The sequence below is a fragment of the Spirochaetota bacterium genome, assembly GCA_004297825.1.
GTDB lineage: Bacteria > Spirochaetota > UBA4802 > UBA4802 > UBA5368 > FW300-bin19.
Genome location: SCSX01000089.1, coordinates 78,626 through 101,558, shown reverse-complemented (window position 1 = coordinate 101,558; position 22,933 = coordinate 78,626). Strand labels below are relative to the sequence as shown.

The window sequence follows — 22,933 nt, the reverse complement described above, 5'->3', positions numbered from 1 at the left end:
ATACACTTCACGCGATCCCCCGCCGACAATGAGGAATCGTTCGTACCATAATCTTACAATTCGTCCGCCCGAAGGTCAACCTGTTTTAATGGAAGTTGAAGGATGGTCATTACGGCGAGACGACCACCGGCACCGTCCCGGCGCGATCGAATACCCACACGGCCTCTTTCTCCACCCTGGCGCCGAATGCGCCCTTTCGCATTGTTTCCCATTCGGTAACCGAATATACGAAAAGGTCCGCGGGTACGGGAAGCGTAGTGGAATCGTACTTCAGGGCGCGTCTCTCGAATGGAATCCCGGTTTCGTTCACCACAACGACAACATCGAGATCGCTGCCTACTCCCCAGTCACCCCTGGCATACGAGCCGAAGTAGCCGATACGGAGTATCCCGGAATGGGTAGCGGCCCGAGTTTTTGCCCAGTCCCGGACGGCCGCGTCAACTGCCTTCGCGTTCGGCCATTTGAGCACGGACGAACTCAACGATCGTACGGGCATAGGTAACCGCCTCCTCACTCTGCTTGCGTCCATAGTGCTCAAAAGGTGCCCCCTCAGTGTGTCCATTCGGGTATCGGGAGGGTATATAGTAACCATCGAGGATGTGTGCCATATCGAGGAAATCCTCCGGTGCGCTCACTTCTGCCGGCAGCTCACGAATAATTTTCGCCAGACCGTGCCCCCACGCCTCCTGACCGCGATTAAGGTGCAGTGCCTTAATCGCTTTTTCCGCGGCCTGGTGCGCGGCAAAACAGGACCACTCGAAACGTGCGGAATGGTGCGAGTCGGAGGCTTGTTCAAGGTCGCGTTCCGCCTGGCGCAGCCAATCCTTTGAACGATCGGGCATTTACCACCTCTTGAACATGGTATCAATCCACGGGCAAATCAAATTCGTTTTGAGGATGCACTGATACGTCGCATGCTGTCAAGAATTACTTTTTATAAGCCCGCCTGCATTAGATAATTGACGCCTGCCGTTATCCCGGAGAGAATTTCCCCGGTCTGAATACAATCGAGAGGAAGCGTCCCGACAAATGTCCTCCACCTACTTCATTATCCTCGCCGGCGGTCGCGGCGCGCGCCTGGGGAACGATACGCCCAAGCAATTCATGGACCTGGGCGGAATGCCCGTCATCGCCTGGTCCATGCGCGCCTGCGCAACGGTTCCGGAAATATCGGGTCTGATACTCGTGTGCCCCGAAGACGAGCGCGGTCGCGTGGAGTCGATCGCCGCTTCGCACGGACGGGGCCTTGTGCGCGCGATTGTCGCCGGCGGCGAGACGCGCCAGGGCTCCGTGTACAACGCGCTCTCGGCACTCCCCTTCGCGGACGACGACATCCTGCTCTTTCACGACGCGGCCCGGCCGTTTATCGGTCCCGGGATCATTTCCCGCTGCGTCATGGAGACCGCCGCGCACGGCGCCGCCGCCGTCTACGTGAGGGCGACCGATACGATCACCCGGGGCGACGGCGGCTTCGTGGAATCGATTCCCCCCCGGGACGCGCTCTTCGCCGCGCAGACGCCGCAGGGCTTCCGGTACGCGGTTATCCGCGCCGCCCACGAACGGGCGCGCGCGGCGGGCCTCTTCGACGCGAGCGACGACGTGCGGCTGGTTATGGAATCGGGGGTGAGGGTGAAGATGGTGGAAGGGGAATATCGGAACCTCAAGATCACGACGGCGTTCGACTACGACGTGGCGCGGATGATCGCGGGGCAATACCGTTAGCTTCCGCTCCGGAGACGATCCATCCAGAAGTCCACATACGTCCGGTCGAGCAGTCCCCCGGCTTTTTCTTCGATGCGTGCACAATCGATTCTATCCTGGTCGCGGGAAGACAGTTTTTTCATGATATACAGGTCATCGAGCGACACGACAGGAATTACACACCCGTCCAGGTCGATTTCGATGCGTCGTTCGAGAATGTTGGACGCAAAAACCTGATTCACGGGAACGATCAGGTCGATTATGATTTCCATCCCCGCGTTGATCCCGATCACTCGCGAGAGTTGAAGAATACCTATGTTCATGGCGGTTTTGTGAAGGATTATTCGTTCGAATTCCGGCTCCAGGGCCCGTGTGATCCTCTCGACATCCGCGAGGGAACCAATGCAAAAATCCACATCCATGGTCGACCGCGGCATGATATGAATTCCAAACGCGAAGCCGCCCGTGAGGGCATAAGGAATTTTCGAACCGTTAAGCGCCTTACATGACGATACAAGGACATCTCTCAACGTCATCATCGATCCTCGCCCGCGCTCTGCCGAGGTCGTCCGCCATTCGGAGTGCTCCTGGATTCGATGATGAATCGCCAGAATCGTCGCTCCCTTTCTTCATCTGTTTGCAACGGAGTTTCGCCGCGACGCGCCGCAATCCAGAGCGCCTTGGAAAGCTCTCCCAGCTCCAGGGTGCGTTCCAGATTTACGCGATATTCCGTGAGATCCTTAGTAAGGGATGAACGGGCAAAAATCCCGTCCAGGGTCCGCGTTGAGCGCTCGCCTGACTCGAAATAAAACTGCGCCGCCTGGGACAGCCACTCCAGTCTCTGGCCCGGGCTCATTCGTTTAAACTCCGTCCCCCCCTGGAACGCCGATTCCGGTATATCGGCGATGAGTGCGCGGAACGCGTCCCGGTTTCCCTGCTCTTCGGAATTTGGCTTTCGCCCGGCCCTTTTCATACTACCTGCGCTTTATCGCCCGCCTTCCAGTTTTTTCAGTGCGTCGATATCGAACGCATCCTTATCCCTGGGCGGATTGACGGACTCCTTCATCTCGATTAGTTTGCCGACCGACACGACTTTAATCACCGCCCCCCCAATATCGGCCTCCACCGTATCATCTATCAGGTTTTCAAAACGATTTTTTTCTGTGAGAAAAACATCCACCTGCCTGTAGGGGTTTCCTGTATCCAGAAAGGTGAATACCAGCGCGTGTTTCTGCTCGATCATTATTGCCCGCTTTTCTTCGTCCAGCAGCGTTTCCGCGGGGACGGGGACCCGCGGTACAAGGTTCAACTCCGTCATGACCTCGAGAAATCGCTTAAGGTTGTCCCTCTCGAAATCCACCGAGAGATCGATATCGAGCGTCATCCGTTCAATGCCATGGAGCACAAGCGCGACGCCCCCGCACACGATAAAACGGACGTGTCGCCCGACCAGGGCCGTCAGGATTTCATGCAGGTGGTTTCTCATTCCCCTACTCGATCCGCAGCGTCTTGATGTGATCGAGCGCCTTGATGGCTTCGAAGAGCAGGCGTATGCTGAAATCCTCGTCGATGCGGCAGTTCAGGACGATCTCCGTGGTCCCCGCCTCCACGTCCTCGGTGACCGAGGTGCTGCGGATGGAGATGTCGAACCGCTTCACCTGCTCGATAACCTGCTTGGGGCTCAGGAGCCTGGAGTTTATCACCACGGTAAGCACGCGCATGTCTTTGTGGGCGAAGAACCGGTCCTCGATGCGGTCGAAAAACTGGAGGATGACGACGAGCAATACGGTGGAGAGCATCCCCAGGAAATAGAATCCGGCGCCGATCGCGAGCCCTACGCCGGAGATGGTCCAGATCGAGGCCGCGGTGGTGAGGCCGCGCACGGTAAAGCCGAACCGGAATATCGCCCCCGCGCCCAGGAAGCCTATGCCGCTGATCACCTGCGCGGCGAGGCGTCCGGGGTCAGAGCCCGGGGACATCTTCATGAAATCGAGCGGGATGTAGATGGACGTAAGCATGATCATGCAGGAGCCCAGCGCAAGCACCATGTGGGTGCGCAGGCCCGCGGGCTGGAAATGCTGCTCGCGCTCGTAGCCGACCATGAAGCCCGCAAGCATGGCCACCAGGAGGCGGACCATGACCGTTACGGGGTGGTCGAGCGGGAGGCCGGTGAGCGCGTCAATCATCCCTTATCGCCTCCAGGCGCTCCCGGATGAGTACGATCTGGGTTTCCACCTCCGGCCGCGCGGTGCTTCCCTTCGAAAGCTTGCGCTCCGGCGAGGTTTCCGGATTGAGCACCTCGCGTATGTCGTCGCCGAACGCCGTACTGAATCCCTTGAGCACATCGAGCGGAAGCTCGAAGAAATTAATTTCACTGTCCTCGCAGTGACGGACCAGGCTCCCCACGATCTCGTGCGCACTGCGGAACGGGACGCCCTTCGCGGCCAGGTAATCGGCGAGGTCGGTGGCGGTCGAAAAGTTCGCGAAGAGCCCGCGCTTCATGTGCTCCCCCTGAACCTGCATTCCTGCGATCATCTCACGCATCCCCAGGAGGGAAAGCTTCACCGTGTCGACGGAATCGAAGAGCGGCTCCTTGTCCTCCTGCAGGTCCCTGTTGTATGCGAGCGGAAGCCCCTTGAGCGTGGTCAGGAGCGACACGAGGTTGCCGTTGAGCCTGCCGGATTTTCCGCGGATAAGTTCGGCGATGTCGGGATTTCGCTTCTGCGGCATGATGGACGAGCCCGTCGTCACCGCGTCGGAAAGCCGCACGAAGCCGAACTCGGCGGTCGACCAGATGACCAGTTCCTCGCACTGGCGCGAAAGGTGCGTCCCCAGTACCGCGGCGAAGTAGAGGAAATCGAGCGCGAAGTCCCGGTCGCTCACCGAATCCATGGAGTTGGGCGTGATGCCGGCGAAGCCGAGCTCATCCTTCACGAAGTCCCGGTCGGTTTTATAGTTTACCCCGGCGAGCGCCCCGGCGCCCAGCGGCGAGAGATCGGCGCTGGCCATGAAGAAGCGGAGCCGGGCGAGGTCGCGCAGATACGCCCACGCATGGGCGAGCAGGTGGTGCGAGAACCGCACCGGTTGCGCAACCTGTAAATGCGTGTATCCCGGCATCACAACGTCGATATGCTCATGGGCGCGGTCCGCCAGGAGTCCGATAAGCGCGCCCAGCAGCCGGGCGATCTCCCTCGATTCGTCGCGCAGGTAGAGCCGGAGGTCGAGCGCGACCTGGTCGTTCCGCGAGCGCGCCGTGTGCAGCTTCCTGCCCGCCTCGCCGATACGCTCGGTGAGCGCCGCCTCGATGTTCATGTGCACGTCCTCACGGGACGGCAGAAAATCGAACCTCCCCTCCCCGATTTCGCGCTCGATGTCCTTGAGGCCCCCGACGATAGCCACAAGCTCGTCCGCGTTGAGCAGCCCGATCTTCTTCAGCATTCCCGCATGCGCGATGGAGCCCCGTATGTCCTGCCGGTACAGCCGCGCGTCAAAATGGACGGAGGCGGAAATCTTCTCGGTGATATCGGAGGACTCCCCCGAAAAGCGCCCGCCCCACAATTTTCCGCTTCCCTCGTTTTTAGGTCCTGTCATTTCATCGTTCCGGTGCTGGATTGAAATATGGTCATTATCTGCGAGTCCGGGATTCATTCCGCGCTCATGCGGTCCAGGAGCGCCCTGACGTGGCCGTCAAGACCCTCCAGCGCGGGCCGGAGCTCGTACTCGAGCACGTCGCTCAGCGAGATGATATCGTTGTTCTCCAACGCCTCGCTCATCCTCGTGATGAGCTCCTGGAGGAACGCGTTCTTCTCCTCGATCGTGACGCCGTCCGACGCGACCTCCCCCGGCTCAAGCTTGAAGCTGAGCATTCCCTGGTTGCACGCGCGGAAATAGCGGTACAGGAAATCGGTGAGCTCGTCGATTTTCACGGAACCCTCGCCGTCCTTCCCGGCCTGGTACGCGAGCGCCGCCTCGCCGGCCGCTTCCGCCCTCGCGGGGACTTCGCGCATTATTTCCTTCAAGGCCGCGATCAGGGTATCCGGGGAATCTATGCTCCTTACGACGAGCGTCCTCACGTGGTCGCTCCGGAGGAGCATGACCAGGATTTCGCGCGCATGCCGCAGCGAGGCTCCCTCGCCCGAAAAGAACCGCGCGGCCTCCCGCGGGGAACGGACGCCCTTCAGGCTTTCATGCGCCGCCTTGAGCGCTTCAATCGTGTGCTGTACGGTAGTGTCGCGGTAACCCGTTGCCGCCGGGTCCAGTTCCAGGAGCGAAAGCGCCGTGCGGATCACCTCCGCCAGCCAGTCCATTCCCGCCCCCAGCGACCCGAGATCGGGGCCGGGCCCGTCGCCCTCCGCCGAAAACGAATCCATGAAGCGGATCGCGCGGTCGCAATAGGCGATTCCCCCCTCGATCGCGGCGATCACCACGTCGGCGCGCGACTGGACCACGCAGTTGAGCACCTTCACCTGGTCCAAGGGTACGTCGGGCACATCGTCCACCGAATAGCTCGTGTCGTCCAGGCGCGCCTCGACGAAAACGAGGTCTCGTTCCTTCGCCCAGTCCGATATCGACCGTACGACGTCCGTGACCGCGCGCTCGTGCTCGAGCTCGAAATTCACTTCGCAGCTGTTGATTCGTATATCCACCCTGTTCTCCTGTCCGATGCGCGGCATCAGTTGCCGCCTTCCCCGGCTTTCATCTGGTTTTTCATCCAGTCCCCCTGGCTCTTGGCGCCGGATATGGACTGTTCCATGCTCGCGAATTTTTTCCGGAGCTTTTCCTCGTATTTTTTCAAATGTTCCTGCTTCCGCGCGATCCTGTCGTCCGCGCTCTTTATCGACGAATCCTCGAGATCCATTTTCGAGGCGATAAGATTTTTCCCCGTACTCACGTACGGCTTCAGGAGGTTTTCGACGGCGAACGCCATGCCGTTGTCGATGCGGTTGTCGCCGTCGGTATCGGACCCGAAAAATTCCTCCACGGCATCCGGCCGCTCGCGTATCGTCGAGGCGAGACTGCCCTCGTCGACGACGAGCTTGCCCTCGCGGATGGTCTCCCACGCGGAATTGACCGCCCCGGTCGAAATCCCCATCTGGGTGAAGAGTTTTATGGGCTTTTCGGTGCGGCCGGGATAGGCGCCGTTCACCGTCGCGCGCAGCGAGTTTTCCAGTCTCAGGATCGTCATGTCTCCCATGAAAATCCCGTTCTTGTCCTTGTTCGCCTGGTATGCCCCCACCTTGTCCACCTTTTCGGCCTTCGTGAGCTGACGGTCGTAATCGATGTACGCGTTATACGCCTCGACGAATTGCTTGATCTTCTGGACGGCCTTTTCCGAATCGTGCTCAACCTTCACGTGCACGGGCTTGACCGTCTTTCCCTTCAGGTTGAGGGTGAGCCCCTTCACCACGTCGTTCAGTCCTTCGTTCCTGTCGCGGGTAATATCGACCCCGTCCACCTTGAGCTTCGCGTCGGCCGGTTTCGAGATGACGTTCTTGGGCTCAAGGAGACCCGTCGTGTCGATGGGCGTCAGGAACGCGGCGTCGGCGAACTTCGCATCGCCCTCGTTGCAGTAGAAAATAACCTTGGTGATTTTTTTATCCTGGAAATCGCGGCCCACGGGAATTTCCATCCTGCCCTTGAAATTTTTCTCGATCGGGTAGAGTTTTTCCTCGCGGGTGTTTTTCTGCGCGTCCACGCTCACCACGCCCACGCCCAGCAGGTCGGTGACCTGCTTTTGGGGCTCCTTTTTATCCAGCGGCCGTATGCGCGACACGTTGTAGCCCTGGAGCTCGATCCCCTTGATGATTGTCTTTTCCTCGGGACCGACCTCCAACTTGAAGGGGAGCGCCTCGTCCTTTTCCCTCCCCTGGGCGACGGCATACTCGACGGCGACCTCGAGCAGGGAATTCTTCTTTACCGCGATCTCGGCGGGCAGCAGGTATTCCCTCCAGAGAAGGCCCGTAAGCTTCACGAACTTACCGTCCTTGTCGAGATCCAGGTTGCCCGTATTCTGGGGTATCTTCGCCTCCCCCGCGTAGGGAACGAAATAGCGCGCATCGAAGACCATGGCCACCTTCTCGTTGTCGCCCTCCTTGGCCCCCTTCACCAATCCGCTCTCGTAAAGAATGTCGCGCTCGCCGGACAGCCTGATCTCGCCCTTCTTTCCGGGGGATTTCGACTCGACGGTCAGGAGCTGCTTGTCCTCGGAGGTGTTCACGATGGACGTGGAAACGATATCGGTCGCGTCCGCGTCCAGCTGTTCCTGGAGGGCTTTGAGCGTGCCGCCGCGGAACTTGACGGCGTGGGACACGCCGTTCACCTCTATCTTGAATTTTCCCGCGGAAAGCTTCTGGTCCGAGGCTACTGGATCGGTCGTGATCTTATGCGCGGCTGCGATTTCATCGACCTGGATGGCGCGTTCCCCCGGCTGGGCGTGCCGGGACGCGATCACCTCGAGAGCCCCGGGATCGTCTGTAATCGCCTTCTTTTCGTTATATTGGGCGCGAAAGCCGTAAAGGTCCTTCGACGCGTCGGATACCTTGGAAAGAACCGTGCCAAGTTTGCCGAGCGCCTGCTTGCGCTGGTTGAAAGTCTCTTTTTCCGCCTGCCACTGGTATATCGGCCTGGCCTCAACCTCGACCAGTTTCTTGATTATACCATCGGTGTCCATTCCGGAGGCCATGCCCCCCATGGTGACCGGCATACATTACCTCTCCCGATCGAAGGCGCACGCATCGACTGCCGAGCGCCTTAAGTCTCAGTACAAAATACCAATACCCGCACACTTCTTCAATATATTATCGGAAGAATCCGTGCGTTCGATGAGAGGCTTTTCGCCCTTCAAGGCTTGCGGCCTAGCGCGCTTCGTCCACGAACATGCCTATGAGCTCGCGCATATGCTCGAGCAGGCGCAGCATCTCCCGGGACGGTATCTCGCGCACCACCTCATGGGTGCTCGAATCCTGAAACCGCATGATCACGCTCTTGGTCTTTTCGTGTATCGAGAAAGACACCGTGCGGTTCACGGATTTTGCCGCCGAGTTCAGCGTATCCACGATGTCGCTCAGCTGATCGCCCGAGAATTTGGGGTCAGCCGCGGACTCCTCGCGTTCGTACGCGTGGCGCTCCTTGTCCGGCCGGACGGGACTCATTCTCGTCTGCGCCGGGTTTTCTACTACTTTGGTCAATACCTTGTTGATTTCCATATCGTACCTCCTTGTATCTGGCAACACTCACCAGAACTCCTTCATACGCCTTTACACCTCCCTGTAGAGTTAAAAAGTTTCCCTCCCCGGCCTCCCAACCGGAGAGGGCTGCCGCATTCCGCACTGCCGAGAATGCGCCAATAAATCAAAAAGGATTCTCATTGGAGCAGCTGTAATATCAGCTGAGGCTTCTGATTCGCCTGAGCCAGCATCGAAATACCACTCTTAACGAGAATCTGGTTCTTCGTAAACTCAACCATTTCCGAGGCCATATCCGCGTCCCGAATCCGGGAGTCGGCAGCAAGCATGTTTTCGTAAGACCGCGTCAACGCGCTCACCGTATTCTCGATACGGTTGTAGTAGGCTCCAAGGTCGGCCCTTTGTCGATTCAGCTTGTCCAGGGCCACATCGATTAAGCCGATCATGGAATTCGCCTGCCCGACCGTCGAGATCGAGCGCTTCTTGTTGCCATCCGACAGATTGAGGGCCTTGGAACTCATCGTTCCTATATAAGCCTTCATCCGCTGCCCCTGGTTAGGCCCCACGTGGAAGAACATGCTTCCGATCTTGCTCTTGCGAGCATACATACCGGTGAGCATCTTCATCCTGTTGAACTCCGCGGAGGTGGTAATGCGATCCACCTCCTCGACGAGCTGTGAGACCTCGACCTGGATCTGCAACCGGTCCGCGTTTGAATAAATACCATTGGCTGACTGCACCGACAACGCACGCACCCTTTGCAAGATGTCGTTGATCTGCTGCAGTGAGCCCTCCGCGACCTGAATAAAAGAAAGCCCGTTCTGGGCGTTCTTTTCAGCCTGGAGCAGGCCGTTGATCTGGGTGCGCATCTTTTCAGATACCGCCAGACCGGAGGCGTCGTCGCCGGCGCGATTAATACGCTCGCCCGACGCCAACTTCTCAATGGCCTTATCCATCTTGTCGGAAACGCTTTGAAGCTGCCTGTTTGCGAAAATGGCGCTCATGTTATGACTGATTCTCATACGACACTCCCTCCCTTAGGAATTTACAGGGCGGCCCCGTATAATTTATTTCAAGGCCGCCGGGGTTTTTCGGCGCCACATCCTGTGACGCCGGGCCGGCCGCCCGTCCGAAGGTATTCTCCTTGGTACTGAAGCCCGGACTGCCCATTATCCAGACAACACCAGCCGCCGGAACAACCGACAGCTTGGACAGTCACTAAAACCCGGGAGATTGTGGTGAGAATCAAGTTGAGTTTTCAAAGAACCGGAAAACGACGATCTTACAATGATTATTGCCCTATCAAGCGTAAGATCGACTGGGGTTGCATATTCGCCTGTGCGAGCATCGCAGTGCCGGTGTGCACAAGTATGTTGCCTCTGGTGAAGTTAACCATTTCCTCCGCCATGTCGGCGTCTCGAATACGGGACTCAGCGGCCTGAATATTCTCATACGCCGTCATGAGACCCTTCGAGGTCAATTCCAGGCGGTTGTAATAGGCACCAAGATCGGCGCGCTGCTTCGAGAGTTTCTGCAGAGACTCATCGAGTATGCCGATCGACCTGTTTGCCCCGCCGGGAGAAGAGAGGGTCAGGATCACCTTACCGGTGGCGTCCCGCATCCTGAAGGCCTGCGCGGTCATGGTGTTGATATACACCTGCTCGCGCTGGTTCGCGTTGGGACCCATGTGGAACCACATGGACGCCTTCGCGCCCTTCCTGCTGAACGATCCCGTAAGGACCTTAAACCTGTTGAACTCGGCCTGTGATGCTACACGGTCGACTTCGTCTACGAGCGCGGAAACCTCCACCTGCATGAGCTGCCGGTCTTCCGGCGAATAGATACCGTTCGCCGACTGAATGGCAAGCACACGTACGCGCTGAATGATCTGCGCGGTCTGATCGAGATACCCCTCGGCGGTCTGAATGAAAGACATACCGTCCTCGGCGTTCCTCTCAGCCTGGCGCAGGCCTGAAATCTGCGTTCTCATTTTCTCGGAAACGGCAAGCCCGGAAGCGTCATCGCCCGACTTGTTGATCCTAGTGCCGGACGAAAGCTTCTGCATGCTCTTGTCCACTTCCCAGTGAGAAAACTTCAGCGTCCTGTTGGCGTTTATCGCGCCCATGTTGTGATTAATGATCATTTTACACTCCTTTGTTCTCTGTATTTGGCTTCCCTGCCGCCGCCGCCCAGGGCAGTGGGCGACGGTTTGATACCAGGAAAAACGGCTGAGACTTACAGTAACAGCCGGGACATACGTATTGTTCCAGGCTTGTCTTTGGGCGAACACAAGCTTGTAACGTCCCGGAATCGGAATGCGTGATCATCGTATCACGGTGCAACCCCAGTGTTTTCAAAGAACATTCGACGTGTGGAGACCACGCCCTATTCGTTTATTCGTCCCCTTCGGCATTAGAATTTAATTTAACTGCAATTTTTTAGGGGTGATTGCGCAGTATTATTCAAAAATGCGGCGTTATATCATGCAATTTTATCCCAAAATGCACTTTTTTTAATTTTTGATGAATTTGTTAGAAAAAGGTTGAATTTTATGCGAATCCCGGGGTGTGCCTATCGTTGGCACGCTTTTCAAGGGGGAATCGGGATTTAACGGGATAAGCGGACAAAGATTTCGGGTGACCGATAGTACCGTCCGTCCGTGTCCCCCCGATCTCTTCAATCTCCGCCTACCCATCAGGGCGCTAAGATTCGATTGCTCCTTGTACTCAGAAAGCCGAATCCCGTTCAATAACCGGGAAGGAGGAACCGATGGACCTGTCGCGCTTCATGCCCCCTGAAATAGCGGGCATGCTCCTCATCTTCCTCGCGCGCATCATGGACGTGTCTATCGGAACGATCCGGATAATCCTGGTTTCACGGGGATACCGCACCCTCGCGCCGCTGTTCGGCTTCGTCGAGGTGCTCATATGGCTCGCGGCCATCCGCGAGGTGATGTTCGGCCTTCACGGGGTCGCGAGCTACCTGGTCTACGCCGCGGGCTTCGCGACGGGCAATTACGCGGGAATGTGGCTCGAATCGAAGATCGCGATCGGGACCCAGGCGATCCGCATCATTACCACGGAGAAAATGCTCACCCTCCCCGTGGTGCTGCGCCAGGAGGGCTTCGGGGTCACCACGATAAAGGGTCGCGGGGCGAAGGGCGAGGTTACCATCATCTATACCATAGTGCCGCGCAAGAAGGCGCGAAAGGTGTTCGAGACCGTAGAGGCACTGGAGCCCGGCGCGTTCATCTCCGTCGAGGACATCAAGTCGCGGGCGCGCGGATTCTTCGGCGAGCGCAGGGGGTTCGCGAGCGTGTTCGGCAGCCTCATCGAAAAGAAGAAATGAAACGCGGAAATCAGCGGACCGATACGCCGAAGGTGCGAATAAGGTGCCCGCTCATATCGGCCTCGAGCTCCTCGTTCGATTCAAACGAACGGCCGAACACGTCCTCCCAGACGTGCCGCGGTTCCATGCAGAGGTATACGTACGGCGCGGATGAGTGCGCGCGGATGCGGGCGAGCATGCGCCTAAAAAGAGCCTTGCGCCGGGGCGCAAGATAGCGAAGCTTGCCATCCGGTCCGGGGAACATCTCGGCGAGGGTGAGGTCCTCGTCGGGGAATGCCTCCCGCAACGACTCCCTGAAACCCGCGCTGTGCCGGAAGCAGCCCAGGGAGATCCATACCACCCTTTGCCCGTCCACCGCGCGGAAAAGCGAATCGGCGACCCGCTCATACTCCTCCTCGCATCCGGGGTAGAGGATCATCGGGTCGAAGTGAAAGGCGACGAAATATCCCGCCCGGACCGCGCGCGCGGCCGCGTCCAGGCGCTCGTCCAGCCCGGCGGCGCCCTCCTCGTAACGGGCGATTGCGCGCGGGGTATTCAGGCTCCATGCCAGGACGGCGTTTCCCTTTTCGCGAATGTCCAGGAGGTGGTCGATGCGCGAGGACTTCGTTTTAAGCTCGATCATGACGTTGCGCATGGTGGCCGCGCGGCTCACGATCGCGCGGCCAAACCCGGTCACCTCGTCCATCATGAGCGAATCGGTGAACTCGCCGGTCCCCACGCGGTACACCATCGAGGTATCCGCGCTTCGCTGAAATGACGCGAGCTCATCGAGCGCGGCGTCCAGGTTGGTAAACTGGACGATCCCGAACGAATTCAGGTAGGAGCTCAGGTAGCAGTAGGTGCAGTTGAACAGGCAGTTGAAGCCCGTGTTGATGAGCCGGTACCGGCAGCAGGTCACGTTCGCGGAACCGGGACAGACCTGGAAGAAACGCCCCAGGAAACGCTTGAGCACAAGGACCTGCTTGGAGGTGAGCCCCTCGTCCCGCGCCCGCGCGAGCATTGCGCCCAGCTCCGCCTCGTTGGCGTAAGAGGCCGCGCGCGGTCCCTCGAGCGCAAGGAACGAGCGTACCAGGGGAAGCGCGCGCTCCGCCCGGTCATACACCACAAGCTTGATGTCCCTTACGGTGTTCATGGGTTCCACTGTGGTGCCCGCCCCCGCGCACGCAAGCAGTTTACCGCGGCACCTCCGGGATTTCCTGTATATCCGACGGCTCCCTCCCGTTTCCCCCACAGAATCCGCCGCCGTCTCCCGCGGTTTCGCCCTTTGTCCCCTCACACATCGGCAGAATGTATATTAATTTTCGGGCGCCCGGAACATAGCCGGGAAAACCGTTCATATTTTCCATGCCCCATTCGTATTCACTTTGGACGCTCGGTTTTGTCCCGGAGGATACGGAATGCTTCGCACTTCTATAAACATGAGCCACATCGTCTTCGTGAATATCGCCCTTGCCGCGGCAAAGCTCAAAACAAGCCGCCAGGCTGTCGTCATCATGCTCCTGAAGCGCGTTCTGCGCGATATTGATCGGTTTCAGGGAGGGTTTACTCTGGTTAAGTATCAGCCCCGTGATCCTTTGAAGCGCTGGCATTGTTTTCCGATTCGCTTCAGGAAGAATGAGAATGAGTTTGCGTCGGATTTCCGTAAGTTGAGCCGGTTCTCGGTCTCATATCTGGTAGCCATTGCGACGAAGCGCTACCTGTACGAGCTGCTGCACGATTCAGCCGGAAGGCATAATTATGTTCGGTTCCCCCATTATGCCATCGGCCAAAGGAGCACAGGGGGCATTCGGTGCTGGGAATTCTACTGGGGGGACACCGAAAACCACCCTACAAGAGCTTCACCCACCAAAATACTCCGCCGCACCGCCTCACATTAAGCATCACACCTGCACACGCACGCCAAACCATGGGTAAGGTATGCACATTTACGCCCACCTCCCCGGAAAATAATACATACCCCATCGGCATGGCGCCGGAACCGGCGGATAGTACTTGACCTTGGCAGTCTTCAATGTTCTGATTTTATTTACGCGCGGATAGCGCACACCGGGACCCCGGACGCGCCCCCCGCGCGCCACCTCTGCGAAAGGAGCTGCGTATGGGATGCCTTTTCTGCGATATTATCGGGGGAAAAATCCCCTCGAAAAAAATTTTCGAGAATGACACGGTGTACGCGTTCGAGGATATCAGCCCCCAGGCACCGGTCCACGCGCTGGTGATCCACAAGACCCACATACGGAACATAGACGAGCTTACGCCGGAAAACAGTTCCATCATGGGCGATCTCTTCCTGGGGGTAAAGGAGGTGGCGCGCATCAGGAAGATCGACGAGGCGGGCTATCGCGTGATCATCAACAACGGCGCCGCGGGCGGACAGGTCATCTGGCACCTCCACGTGCACGTGATGGGCGGGAAACCGGATATGGGCCCCATGCTCTCCCGGTGATCACTTCTTTACGCGGGGGGCGAGCAGCGTCACCTTTTCCGTAAAGCGCGGGGTCGCCTCATCCACGACAAATACGAAGTTATCGAATTCAAACCGGTCGCCCCTCGCGGGTATCCTTCCCAGGTGAAAGGCCAGGAAGCCTGCGACGGTCTCGAAGCCCTTTTTCTCCACGGCAAGCCCGAAACGCCTGTGCAGAAAATCGATGTCCAGGTTGCCGCTCAGTTCGAACTTTCGTTCCGACACCTTTTTAAAAAGCTCCCTGCGGGGATGATCGCGCGTCTGTATCTCCCCCACGATCTCTTCCGCGATGTCTTCCCTGGTCGCCATGCCTTCCACCGCGCCAAACTCGTTCACCACGAATACGACCGGTATCTTCTCGCTCCTCATCTCGTAGTAGAGCGCGTGGATGTTCTTGGTGGAGGGCACGAAGCGCGGAGGATGGATTATCTCCTCGATGCTGCCGACCGCCGTGTTCGCGAGCAGGTCGCGGTAAAACACGTAGCCGATTATGTTGTCGACCCTCCCCTCGTACACCGGGATGCGCGAAAAGCTCGTCCGGTAAATGACGTCGATAAGCGATCTCACGGTCTGCCTCTTTTCCACCGACACGAGGTCGATAAGCGGCGTCATCACCTCGTACGCGGTTACCTTGTGAAACGAAAGAAACTCGTTGATGAGATCGTGGTGATCCTTGTCGATAATCCCGTGACGCACCCCCAGGCGGAACAGGAGGTCGATCTCCTCCCTGGACCGCGCCAGCCCGAACCGGGATGAATCTTCCAGCTTCATGAGCGATCGTATCCCGCGGGAGAGCCCCAGCGAGGCGCGGATCGCGGGCTTGAAGGCCGCCATGAGAACCAGCACCACCGGGGATAGCAGCATGAGAAACGTTTCCGCCTTCGCGCGCGCCAGGACCTTGGGAAAAAGCTCGCAGCAGACAAGAAATACTATCGTTTCGGCCACGGTGATGACCAGGAGCTCGCTCTCGGACGAAAGGTAATACGAGGTTGCGATGTACGCGATAAAGGCCGAGGCGGCGATATTGACGATATTGTTGCCGATAAGCGCCATGCTGATCGCGTCCTCGACGCGCTCCATGACGAGCAGCGCCCTCTTCGCGCGCCTGCTCCCCTTTTCGGCCAGGGGCATGAGCTTCATGGGGCTCGAGCTGATGATCGCCGTTTCGATCCCCGAAAAGAAAAACGAGAAGGCCATGAACGCCACGATCGACATATTGTAAACCACGAATTGCGATATCATCGGTGTTCGTCCCCGCGCATGACCTCGATGCTCACGATGCGATTGTTCGCGGTGCGCTTGACCCGCAGAACGTGCTTTTGGGTCCTGACGACCTCGTCCTTCCCGGGAAAGTGCTCAAGCCGCTCGATCATGAAACCCGCCATCGTTTCGGATTCCGAGCTCGAGAGATCCTCGCCAAAGGCGTGATTGAAATCGTCGATCTGCATATCCCCTTCGATAACGGCGCGATCTCCCGTTATGCGGCGCACCTCCGGCCTGCCCGGGTCGTCCCAGTCCGAGAACTCCCTTCCCATGAGCTCGGACAGTATGCCGGAGAGTGTGACGACGCCCGCGGTGCCCCCGTATTCGTCCACGACGATCGCTATCTGGATGCTCTTGTTCAGGAACTCGACCAGGAGCTCGCCCAGCTCCTTGGTGGCGGGATAGTGGTGCATGGTATAGAGCATGCGGTTGATATTTTGCGCCTTCTTGAATCCCCATCGGTAGGGGATCAGGGTGCGGGAATCCAGGACCCCCACGATATCGTCCAGGTCCTTCTTGAACACCGCGGCGCGCACGAGCCCGGATTTGAGAAAGATTTCGGCCGCCTTCTCGACGCTCGCGCCATAGGGCACGAAGACCGCCTGGTTGCGGGGCGTCATCACGTTCTGCGCCTCCTTCTTTGAAAAGCGGAGCACGTTCTTTATGAAAATCCCCTCCTCCTTGCCAATGAGTCCGCCGTGCTCGCCCATCAGGAGCGCCGCGTCCAGTTCGTCCTCGGTGATCAGGCCCGAGCTGTCGGTCTTCAGGCTGAAAAGCCGGATGAACACGTTCACAAGCGCAAGGAGTGCCTCGCGCACGGGGTAGAAAAGCCGATTGAAAAAATTGAGCGGTGAAATCACCAGCCTGGCAAAGTACACGGGGTCCGCGATCGAAAACGTCTTGGGCATCACCTCGCAGAGGATGATCACCACCGGGGTGACGACCGCGATCGCGATGAAATGTCCCACGTCGCCGTACACCTCCAAAAGCAGCCGCGTGGCAACGGTCGAAGCGGCGAAGCTCACGAGCAGGTTGCCCAGCAGGATGGTAATGAGTATCTTTTCGGGCCTGTTCATCACCTCGCCCACGAGCTTTTCCCGCGCATGCGGCGACGACGCGAATTTGAGCAAATGGGAACTTTTAAGGGAGAACAGGGCGCTTTCCGAACTGTTGAAGAACGCAGAGAGCGCCAGGGAGAACACGATGACCAGATAATCGATTGTGGTATGATTCATGTATGTTGAGCGTTCGCAGGGCCCGGAGAACCGGAACGTGCGGGGGTTCCTTCTTTACGAGGGGAAGAGCTCGGACTCCTTGGTCTTTAATATCTTGGCGCAGGTTTTCTTAAACTGGGCCGTGGGCTCCTGAAGCCCTTTCTCCACCTTCGAAAGGTAGGAGGGCGAGCACCGCAGCTGTTTCGCGAGCTCGTACTGTTTTATTCTCTTTTCCTTCCTCACGCTCCAGAGCTTGTTGCTGAAAGACTTGTTGATCGTGCGTATTTTCGCGTCGTCGATCGCCGCCGGGAAGAGCGAAATCGCGGTCACACCAAGGTACTTGGCGCACGCCTGCCTGAATTTGTCCGAAGGCTCCTGGATGCCTTTTTCAATCTTGCACAGGTACGACGGCGAAACGCGCAGCGCTTTCGCCATATCGTACTGCTTGATATTCTTCTTCCTCCTGATGTAAGGAATCATGTTTTTCACGGACAGGTTCCCCCTCCAGCGTTACCCGGCGCTTCCATGCGCTACTGGATCTCGAGCTTGGCGTTGAAAGTAATATCTTTAACGGCTTCGTTGCCGCGGAAGTCCCGGGCCACGATCTTTACTGTATTGGACCCCTGGGCATAGACCGGATCGCCCACGCGGTAGTATCCCTTCTCGTCGAATAAATCCTGAAATTTTTTGCCTGAAATTGTCAATCCATTTTTCGAGAAATTTATTTCCGAGAAATTTATTTCCAGCACCTTTTTGCCGTTCAGCTCGACCGCGAGGTAGTGAACCCCTACGCTCTCCCTGCCCCCCATGGAATCGGAAATGCTCACCAGCAGGGGGTGGTGCCTGGTCAGCCGTATGTTCGAGTTATTGCCCAGGACATGGTATTTCTCGGGCAGCCGCAGGTAGACCTCGGCGATGCGGGGCGGCGCGGTGTCCTCGAAACCCGGCATGAAGCTCATGGGGTCCACCGAGGAGCGCGAAACGGGATCCATTACCGTGAAGTGCAGGTGCCGCCCATAGGAGCGGCCCGTGTTGCCGATAATTCCCACGACGTCCCTCTCACCGTACGCGTCCTTGTAGGACCCGCTGTCCTCCAGGTGGAGATAGAGCGAATATCTGCCGTCCTCGTGCCTCAACACGCGGTAATTTCCCCCTCCTGAGTAATGGTCCAGGGGGAAGAGCGCCTTGTCCCAAAGATAGGCAAGCTCGCCCTCGGCGATAGGGTACACCTTGAGATCGGCGCACACCATGTCCACCCCGTCGTGGAAATGGTCGGCCCTGGCCTCGCCGAACACGGAGGTTATCTTACCCTGGTCGACAGGCCACCGAAACGAGGCCCCCAAGAGGGCCAGGGTCAGTATGCAGCCGATAAAGAGCGCGCGTTCTTTCATGCCCGAAATTCCCCGTTTCATTTGACCGCCGCCTTGCCCTGCCCTTCCGCCTTCTTCACGTGGATCGGGCAATATTCCCCTGGCTCGGTACCGGAGTAGAATATCTCGTCGACCGCGACACGGGGGCAGATACCCTTCTCCCGCGGAACCATGCCCGAGTCCAGGCAAATCGTCTGCCGCGTATATCCGTCCTCCGGGAGCTGGAAATCCCCGGGGTACGATCCCTTCTGGTAGCATTGTCCGATATAATTCGACCAGATGTTCGCCGATATTACCCCGCCCGCGCGTCCCTGGCCAAGCGAGATGGCGCCCTTCCGGTTCCCGACCCATACCGCGGTCACGATATTCGCCGTATAACCGATAAACCATGCGTCGCTGTAGTTAGATGTCGTTCCGGTCTTGCCCGCGACAGGGAAGGGGATGTTTCTTCCTTTAATGGCGTAATACGCGGTGCCCCCCTCCTCAAACACGCCCTTGAGCATCGATACTGTAACAGCGCACGCCACGGGGTCAATAATTTTACGAAATTTTTTTCTCTTCTCGCGGACCTCGTCGGCGACCTCTTCCTCGAAGTTCCATACGATGTTCCCGTTGTAGTCCTTCACGTGGCGAAGGCCGTAGGGCTTGATGAAATTCCCCCCGTTGACGAGTACCGCGTGCAGGGTGCAGTTCTCCAGCGGGGAAAGCTCGTAGGCGCCCAGCGCCATGGAGAGGGTCTCCTGGAACCTGTGGCCCATCTCGGACGAGGAGAGGTCCAGGCCGGCGCGGATATACCTTATCACCTTCGAATAGCCGGTGGTATCGAGCACTTTTACGGCGGCGATATTGATGGACTTCGCGAGCGCGTCCCGGGCCGTCACCTTGCCCAGGTACTTGTTGTCGTAGTTCTTGGGGGCGTACCCCTTCCTGAACACCTTCTCCTCGTCGATGATCGCGCTGGATGGCGTGATGTCCCGCGCTTCGAGGGCGGCCGCGTAGATGAGCGGCTTGAAAGACGAACCGGGCTGGCGGTAAACTTGCGCCACATGGTCCATCTGATTCTGCGTGGAAAAACTGTACCCGCCCACGTACGACACGATCTCCCCGGTCTGCGGGTTCAATGCGATGAGCGCGCCCTCGATGTTGCTCGCGTTTTCGCGCTCCTCCTCGTACGCCCTGGTGCCGCGCTTCTGCTCGGCCTGCGCGAGGTGGTACTCCCTTTGTCCCAGCACGCCGGCCTTGAGCTCCTTTTCGGCGACGTCCTGCCGCGCCCCGTCTATCGTCGTGTAGACCGAGAGGCCGCCCTTCTTCACCACGTCCTCCCCGAACTTGTCGACGAGCATTTTGCGTATCTGCTCGTTGAACAGCGGCGCGCGATTGACCCGATACGAGCTCATGAGGAAGCTCCCGATGAGCGAGGAGACGGGCTTCCCCCCCGCGTCGAATTTCACGTCCCACTTGCCGGTGAATTTCCGGAACTGGTAATCGGCCGCGTCCTTCCTCGTGAAACCGGCGTCCACCATCGACTGCATGATGCGCTTCGTCTTGGACAGGGAGTTGGGGAGATTGGTGAGCGGCGAGTATATGAGGGGGTTCGATATCGTCCCCACGATCATGGCGCACTCGGTTTCATTCAGTTCCCTGACCGAGGTGCCGAAAAACATGCGCGAGGCCGCCTCCACGCCGTACGCGCCGTTCCCGAAATAAATGAGATTGAGATACATCGAGAGTATATCGGTCTTATCGTAGCGCTTTTCGATCTCCCAGGCGCAGAATGCCTCGTAGATCTTCCGCTTCAGGCTGCGCTCCATGTCCGTGAACAGGACCTTCGCAAGCTGCTGGGTGATGGTGCTTCCGCCCTGCACCACGCGCAGGCTCACGATGTTCACCAGGAAGGCGCGGAAGATGCCCTTGAAGCTCACCCCCCGATGCTCCTGGAAATCCCGGTCCTCGCTCGCGATCACCGCCTTTACCAGCCACGACGGGATCGAAGCATAGGGGACGATTTCGCGCTTCTGCTCGAAAAACTCCCCGATCGTTTTTCCGTTCCGGTCGTAGATGCGCGTGGGGATATCGACCACCTTCGCGGAGAGATCGACGTCGCTGTAGCTGTACGAGGACCCCTGGCGGAGCTCCTCCGTGTGATCGATCAGTTTCTTGTAGCGCGCGAGCTTTTTCAGCGAGCCTTCCTTGTCGTGCTCCCATTCCAGGTACACGATCCCCGTGTACACTGAAAAGCTTACCAGTATCGCCATGGGCGCGTATATGAACACGATTTTCTTGTGCGCACGCACCCAGTTCAGAGCCGCTTTAAGCATCGCCATCGCCTATTTCTCCGCGTTCCATCAAATGCAGTCCCGGTAGCGCCTGCCGGAAAGCTGGCCGCACGCCCCGTCTATGTCTTTCCCCGAGCTCTTCCGCACCGAAACCGGCACGTTCATGATCTCGAGTTCCCGGATAAATTTTTCCATTGCTTCCGCGGACGGGGCCTCCATCCCGTGCCCGCCCGTGTTGAGCGGGATGAGGTTGAGCTTGATGCGCCCGTGGCGGAACAGTTCCCTGAGCCGCCGCGCGTCCCCCGGACCGATATTATCGGCGCGCATTATGTATTCGATCGTCACCCTGTTCCGCGAGGCTGGAAATTTATCCACCAGCATCGCGGCGATGTCGCGGATGGGGTACTTGTTTTCCACCGGCATGTTCGCGCGTCTTTTCTCAGGATCCGTATCGTTGAGCGAAATGGCGAGGTTGTACGGCCGCCCTTCGTCGATATAGCGTTCGAGCGCGTCGGCGATCCCGCAGGTGGAGATGGTGATGCGCCGCACGGAAATGTGGAACCCGAAATCGTAATTCATGATATCGGCCGCGCGCATCACGCTCTCGTAGTTGAGGAACGGCTCCCCCATCCCCATGAAGACGATGTTGTTGTTGCGGACGCCGGAAACCCTGCGCACGTGGCACACCTGGTCCAGTATCTCCGCGGCCTCGAGGTTCCTCTTGAAGCCGATCCGGGCGGTCTGGCAGAACAGGCAGCCCATGGGACACCCCACCTGCGACGACACGCACACGGTGAGCCTCCCGTCGTCGGTACCGTCGCTGCGGATGAGCACCGATTCGATAAAGTGACCGTCCCGGGTGCGGAAAAGGAACTTCTCGGTGCCGTCCAGCGCGGACAACTGGCGGTCGGCGACCTCGATCACGGATACCGCGTAACGCGCGGCCAGTTCCGCCCTGAGGCCCTTGGAGAAATTCGTCATGGATTCGAACGAATCCACGTTCTTCTCGTACAGCCAGTTGAAGAGCTGCCGGGCGCGGTAGGGTTTCTCCCCCAGGCCGCGGAAGACCTCCTCGGCCTCCGGCAGCGTCAGGTTTTTAATTCCGGGTGTGTCCATAACGGAAGAGCGGCGCGATGCGGGCGCGAGGGCTATTCGGAAACCTCCACCTCGAGCACCGTGCTTTCCCACTGGTTCTTCTTGAGCCCGGTCGCCTTCAGGCTTATCCCCCGGGTCATTTCGAGCTTCTCGTTTTCCTTAACGGTCTTGAATCCTTCTCCTGCAAGCTTTGCGGGGTCCAGCCAGTCCACCTTTTTCTCGGTGAAAAAGGCCGCCACGGTGTCGCGTCCCGCGGGCTTCTCGAACTGGAACTCGAACGCGTCGTCCTCGCCGGGGATCGTGTATTCCCGTCCGGCTTTCACCGCGTTGGATTTCGCGTAATCGTTGGGGAAGAGCACCACCACGTCGCCCCCCGGCTGGATGTCGACGATAGTCACGTAGCCGTCCCGGTTCGCCTTGAAGTGGAACACGATGCCCTCGCCCACGCGGCCCGCGCCCGCGGCGCCGGGCGTTATTTTTCCGGCAGCCCCCTTGCGCTCGATCCATATATCGAGCGTGATGTCGGGGCTGTCGTTCCTCATCTTCTTGAGGTTGTCCCGCGCCAGGAAGACCTCGATACCCGCGGCGAGCTTTTTGGCCAGTACGTCTATCTGACCCATGCCGTCCACCGTCGCGGCCGCGATGAGCCTCTGGGTCTCGGCATGCACGGCGCGCGCCGAAATGGAGCCGTTCATCACGGAGCCGTGTATCATGATCTCGATGCCGTGCATCTTTCCTACCTTCACCGCGCTCGCCTCGTCGACGAAGCCCCCCATGCCCAGGGCGAGCTCCTGCTCGTATTCCTTCATCTTCGCGCGCTCGACGAGCCGTATGAATCGATAGCCGGAGAGCGAGGAGGTGAGCCCCCCGATGACCGCTTCCCCATCGCCCTGTCCCTGGGCGGCGAATGGAAGGATGCCGGCCGTCACGGTCTGCTGCTGCGCAATTGCGGCGGGCGCGGACAGGATGATCGTGAGGCAGGCGATTATAAGTAATTTTTTCATGGCATTATACCGGT

24 protein-coding genes are annotated in these 22,933 nt (G+C 58.6%); 4 read left to right on the top strand and 20 right to left on the bottom strand.

What is annotated here, in order from left to right; genetic code table 11:
- Window positions 1-109 precede the first annotated feature (109 nt).
- A complete protein-coding gene (locus EPN93_20100; protein TAL30420.1) occupies window positions 110-496 on the bottom strand; it encodes a nucleotidyltransferase domain-containing protein in 387 nt (128 codons plus the stop codon).
- Window positions 438-842 (bottom strand): HEPN domain-containing protein, encoded by a 405-nt coding sequence (locus tag EPN93_20095; GenBank protein ID TAL30419.1) that lies wholly within the window; start codon window positions 840-842, stop codon window positions 438-440. The genes EPN93_20100 and EPN93_20095 overlap by 59 nt, the downstream gene beginning before the upstream one ends.
- A 187-nt stretch (window positions 843-1,029) precedes the next feature.
- Here EPN93_20095 and ispD point away from each other — a divergent pair, with 187 nt between their 5' ends.
- Window positions 1,030-1,722, top strand: a complete 693-nt coding sequence (gene ispD / locus EPN93_20090; GenBank protein TAL30418.1) for a 2-C-methyl-D-erythritol 4-phosphate cytidylyltransferase — start codon at window positions 1,030-1,032, stop codon at window positions 1,720-1,722.
- Here ispD and EPN93_20085 read toward each other — a convergent pair.
- The 10 genes from EPN93_20085 to EPN93_20040 form a co-directional block, all read right to left on the bottom strand.
- The gene (locus tag EPN93_20085) at window positions 1,719-2,240 is read right to left on the bottom strand and encodes a hypothetical protein (GenBank protein ID TAL30417.1); all 522 of its coding nucleotides are present in this window, start codon (window positions 2,238-2,240) and stop codon (window positions 1,719-1,721) included. The two genes, ispD and EPN93_20085, sit on opposite strands and share 4 nt — an antisense overlap.
- On the bottom strand, window positions 2,237-2,674 hold the full coding sequence (locus EPN93_20080) for a hypothetical protein (protein TAL30416.1): 438 nt from the start codon (window positions 2,672-2,674) through the stop codon (window positions 2,237-2,239). The genes EPN93_20085 and EPN93_20080 overlap by 4 nt, the downstream gene beginning before the upstream one ends.
- A 12-nt stretch (window positions 2,675-2,686) precedes the next feature.
- Complete coding sequence (locus EPN93_20075; protein TAL30415.1) at window positions 2,687-3,187, bottom strand: hypothetical protein; 501 nt, start codon at window positions 3,185-3,187, stop codon at window positions 2,687-2,689.
- 4 nt (window positions 3,188-3,191) lie between these two features.
- The gene (locus tag EPN93_20070; protein TAL30414.1) at window positions 3,192-3,887 is read right to left on the bottom strand and encodes an MgtC/SapB family protein; all 696 of its coding nucleotides are present in this window, start codon (window positions 3,885-3,887) and stop codon (window positions 3,192-3,194) included.
- On the bottom strand, window positions 3,880-5,292 hold the full coding sequence (argH, locus tag EPN93_20065) for an argininosuccinate lyase (protein TAL30413.1): 1,413 nt from the start codon (window positions 5,290-5,292) through the stop codon (window positions 3,880-3,882). The genes EPN93_20070 and argH overlap by 8 nt, the downstream gene beginning before the upstream one ends.
- A 53-nt stretch (window positions 5,293-5,345) precedes the next feature.
- A complete protein-coding gene (locus tag EPN93_20060; GenBank protein TAL30412.1) occupies window positions 5,346-6,374 on the bottom strand; it encodes a hypothetical protein in 1,029 nt (342 codons plus the stop codon).
- Window positions 6,374-8,404, bottom strand: a complete 2,031-nt coding sequence (locus EPN93_20055; GenBank protein ID TAL30411.1) for a hypothetical protein — start codon at window positions 8,402-8,404, stop codon at window positions 6,374-6,376. Before EPN93_20055 ends, EPN93_20060 begins: the two co-directional genes overlap by 1 nt.
- Window positions 8,405-8,555: 151 nt before the next feature.
- Window positions 8,556-8,906, bottom strand: a complete 351-nt coding sequence (locus tag EPN93_20050; GenBank protein ID TAL30410.1) for a flagellar protein FlaG — start codon at window positions 8,904-8,906, stop codon at window positions 8,556-8,558.
- A 158-nt stretch (window positions 8,907-9,064) separates the two neighbouring features.
- Window positions 9,065-9,907: a flagellin gene (locus tag EPN93_20045; GenBank protein ID TAL30409.1), complete on the bottom strand. Its 843-nt coding sequence runs from the start codon at window positions 9,905-9,907 to the stop codon at window positions 9,065-9,067.
- A gap of 269 nt (window positions 9,908-10,176) precedes the next feature.
- Window positions 10,177-11,028: a flagellin gene (locus EPN93_20040; protein ID TAL30408.1), complete on the bottom strand. Its 852-nt coding sequence runs from the start codon at window positions 11,026-11,028 to the stop codon at window positions 10,177-10,179.
- A gap of 626 nt (window positions 11,029-11,654) precedes the next feature.
- Between EPN93_20040 and EPN93_20035 the strand changes: the two genes are divergently transcribed.
- Window positions 11,655-12,233 (top strand): DUF2179 domain-containing protein, encoded by a 579-nt coding sequence (locus EPN93_20035; GenBank protein ID TAL30407.1) that lies wholly within the window; start codon window positions 11,655-11,657, stop codon window positions 12,231-12,233.
- A 10-nt stretch (window positions 12,234-12,243) separates the two neighbouring features.
- Here EPN93_20035 and EPN93_20030 read toward each other — a convergent pair whose 3' ends face one another.
- Window positions 12,244-13,365 carry a DNA photolyase gene (locus EPN93_20030; GenBank protein TAL30406.1) on the bottom strand — a complete coding sequence of 374 codons (1,122 nt, stop codon included), beginning with the start codon at window positions 13,363-13,365 and terminating at the stop codon, window positions 12,244-12,246.
- Window positions 13,366-13,630: 265 nt separating this feature from the next.
- On the opposite strand from EPN93_20030, the gene EPN93_20025 reads away from it, so the two are divergent.
- Together EPN93_20025 and EPN93_20020 are read left to right on the top strand one after the other, a co-directional pair.
- Window positions 13,631-14,110 (top strand): hypothetical protein, encoded by a 480-nt coding sequence (locus EPN93_20025; GenBank protein ID TAL30405.1) that lies wholly within the window; start codon window positions 13,631-13,633, stop codon window positions 14,108-14,110.
- Between the two features lie 221 nt (window positions 14,111-14,331).
- Complete coding sequence (locus tag EPN93_20020; protein ID TAL30404.1) at window positions 14,332-14,679, top strand: histidine triad nucleotide-binding protein; 348 nt, start codon at window positions 14,332-14,334, stop codon at window positions 14,677-14,679.
- Here the strand turns inward: EPN93_20020 and EPN93_20015 are convergent, their stop codons facing one another.
- The 7 genes from EPN93_20015 to EPN93_19985 are packed head-to-tail and all read right to left on the bottom strand — an operon-like array spanning window position 14,680 to window position 22,919.
- The gene (locus tag EPN93_20015; GenBank protein ID TAL30403.1) at window positions 14,680-15,939 is read right to left on the bottom strand and encodes an HlyC/CorC family transporter; all 1,260 of its coding nucleotides are present in this window, start codon (window positions 15,937-15,939) and stop codon (window positions 14,680-14,682) included.
- Window positions 15,936-17,195, bottom strand: coding sequence for an HlyC/CorC family transporter (locus tag EPN93_20010; protein ID TAL30402.1), 1,260 nt, complete (start codon window positions 17,193-17,195; stop codon window positions 15,936-15,938). The genes EPN93_20015 and EPN93_20010 overlap by 4 nt, the downstream gene beginning before the upstream one ends.
- Before the next feature lie 54 nt (window positions 17,196-17,249).
- Window positions 17,250-17,654, bottom strand: a complete 405-nt coding sequence (locus EPN93_20005) for an XRE family transcriptional regulator (protein TAL30424.1) — start codon at window positions 17,652-17,654, stop codon at window positions 17,250-17,252.
- Window positions 17,655-17,704: 50 nt separating this feature from the next.
- Window positions 17,705-18,895, bottom strand: a complete 1,191-nt coding sequence (locus tag EPN93_20000; GenBank protein ID TAL30401.1) for a M23 family metallopeptidase — start codon at window positions 18,893-18,895, stop codon at window positions 17,705-17,707.
- Window positions 18,583-20,868, bottom strand: coding sequence for a PBP1A family penicillin-binding protein (locus tag EPN93_19995; GenBank protein ID TAL30400.1), 2,286 nt, complete (start codon window positions 20,866-20,868; stop codon window positions 18,583-18,585). Before EPN93_19995 ends, EPN93_20000 begins: the two co-directional genes overlap by 313 nt.
- A 21-nt stretch (window positions 20,869-20,889) precedes the next feature.
- A complete protein-coding gene (gene rlmN / locus EPN93_19990) occupies window positions 20,890-21,936 on the bottom strand; it encodes a 23S rRNA (adenine(2503)-C(2))-methyltransferase RlmN (protein ID TAL30399.1) in 1,047 nt (348 codons plus the stop codon).
- 32 nt (window positions 21,937-21,968) lie between these two features.
- Complete coding sequence (locus EPN93_19985) at window positions 21,969-22,919, bottom strand: DUF4384 domain-containing protein (GenBank protein ID TAL30398.1); 951 nt, start codon at window positions 22,917-22,919, stop codon at window positions 21,969-21,971.
- Between the last annotated feature and the right edge of the window lie 14 nt (window positions 22,920-22,933).

What these genes read in the sequence shown, in the direction of transcription:
- EPN93_20100 (TAL30420.1), bottom strand. Translation starts at nt 496, where the DNA reads ATGCCCGTACGATCGTTGAGTTCGTCCGTGCTCAAATGGCCGAACGCG.
- EPN93_20095 (TAL30419.1), bottom strand. Translation starts at nt 842, where the DNA reads ATGCCCGATCGTTCAAAGGATTGGCTGCGCCAGGCGGAACGCGACCTT.
- ispD (TAL30418.1), top strand. Translation starts at nt 1,030, where the DNA reads ATGTCCTCCACCTACTTCATTATCCTCGCCGGCGGTCGCGGCGCGCGC.
- EPN93_20085 (TAL30417.1), bottom strand. Translation starts at nt 2,240, where the DNA reads ATGATGACGTTGAGAGATGTCCTTGTATCGTCATGTAAGGCGCTTAAC.
- EPN93_20080 (TAL30416.1), bottom strand. Translation starts at nt 2,674, where the DNA reads ATGAAAAGGGCCGGGCGAAAGCCAAATTCCGAAGAGCAGGGAAACCGG.
- EPN93_20075 (TAL30415.1), bottom strand. Translation starts at nt 3,187, where the DNA reads ATGAGAAACCACCTGCATGAAATCCTGACGGCCCTGGTCGGGCGACAC.
- EPN93_20070 (TAL30414.1), bottom strand. Translation starts at nt 3,887, where the DNA reads ATGATTGACGCGCTCACCGGCCTCCCGCTCGACCACCCCGTAACGGTC.
- argH (TAL30413.1), bottom strand. Translation starts at nt 5,292, where the DNA reads ATGACAGGACCTAAAAACGAGGGAAGCGGAAAATTGTGGGGCGGGCGC.
- EPN93_20060 (TAL30412.1), bottom strand. Translation starts at nt 6,374, where the DNA reads ATGCCGCGCATCGGACAGGAGAACAGGGTGGATATACGAATCAACAGC.
- EPN93_20055 (TAL30411.1), bottom strand. Translation starts at nt 8,404, where the DNA reads ATGCCGGTCACCATGGGGGGCATGGCCTCCGGAATGGACACCGATGGT.
- EPN93_20050 (TAL30410.1), bottom strand. Translation starts at nt 8,906, where the DNA reads ATGGAAATCAACAAGGTATTGACCAAAGTAGTAGAAAACCCGGCGCAG.
- EPN93_20045 (TAL30409.1), bottom strand. Translation starts at nt 9,907, where the DNA reads ATGAGAATCAGTCATAACATGAGCGCCATTTTCGCAAACAGGCAGCTT.
- EPN93_20040 (TAL30408.1), bottom strand. Translation starts at nt 11,028, where the DNA reads ATGATCATTAATCACAACATGGGCGCGATAAACGCCAACAGGACGCTG.
- EPN93_20035 (TAL30407.1), top strand. Translation starts at nt 11,655, where the DNA reads ATGGACCTGTCGCGCTTCATGCCCCCTGAAATAGCGGGCATGCTCCTC.
- EPN93_20030 (TAL30406.1), bottom strand. Translation starts at nt 13,365, where the DNA reads ATGAACACCGTAAGGGACATCAAGCTTGTGGTGTATGACCGGGCGGAG.
- EPN93_20025 (TAL30405.1), top strand. Translation starts at nt 13,631, where the DNA reads ATGCTTCGCACTTCTATAAACATGAGCCACATCGTCTTCGTGAATATC.
- EPN93_20020 (TAL30404.1), top strand. Translation starts at nt 14,332, where the DNA reads ATGGGATGCCTTTTCTGCGATATTATCGGGGGAAAAATCCCCTCGAAA.
- EPN93_20015 (TAL30403.1), bottom strand. Translation starts at nt 15,939, where the DNA reads ATGATATCGCAATTCGTGGTTTACAATATGTCGATCGTGGCGTTCATG.
- EPN93_20010 (TAL30402.1), bottom strand. Translation starts at nt 17,195, where the DNA reads ATGAATCATACCACAATCGATTATCTGGTCATCGTGTTCTCCCTGGCG.
- EPN93_20005 (TAL30424.1), bottom strand. Translation starts at nt 17,654, where the DNA reads ATGATTCCTTACATCAGGAGGAAGAAGAATATCAAGCAGTACGATATG.
- EPN93_20000 (TAL30401.1), bottom strand. Translation starts at nt 18,895, where the DNA reads ATGGGTCGGGAACCGGAAGGGCGCCATCTCGCTTGGCCAGGGACGCGC.
- EPN93_19995 (TAL30400.1), bottom strand. Translation starts at nt 20,868, where the DNA reads ATGGCGATGCTTAAAGCGGCTCTGAACTGGGTGCGTGCGCACAAGAAA.
- rlmN (TAL30399.1), bottom strand. Translation starts at nt 21,936, where the DNA reads ATGGACACACCCGGAATTAAAAACCTGACGCTGCCGGAGGCCGAGGAG.
- EPN93_19985 (TAL30398.1), bottom strand. Translation starts at nt 22,919, where the DNA reads ATGAAAAAATTACTTATAATCGCCTGCCTCACGATCATCCTGTCCGCG.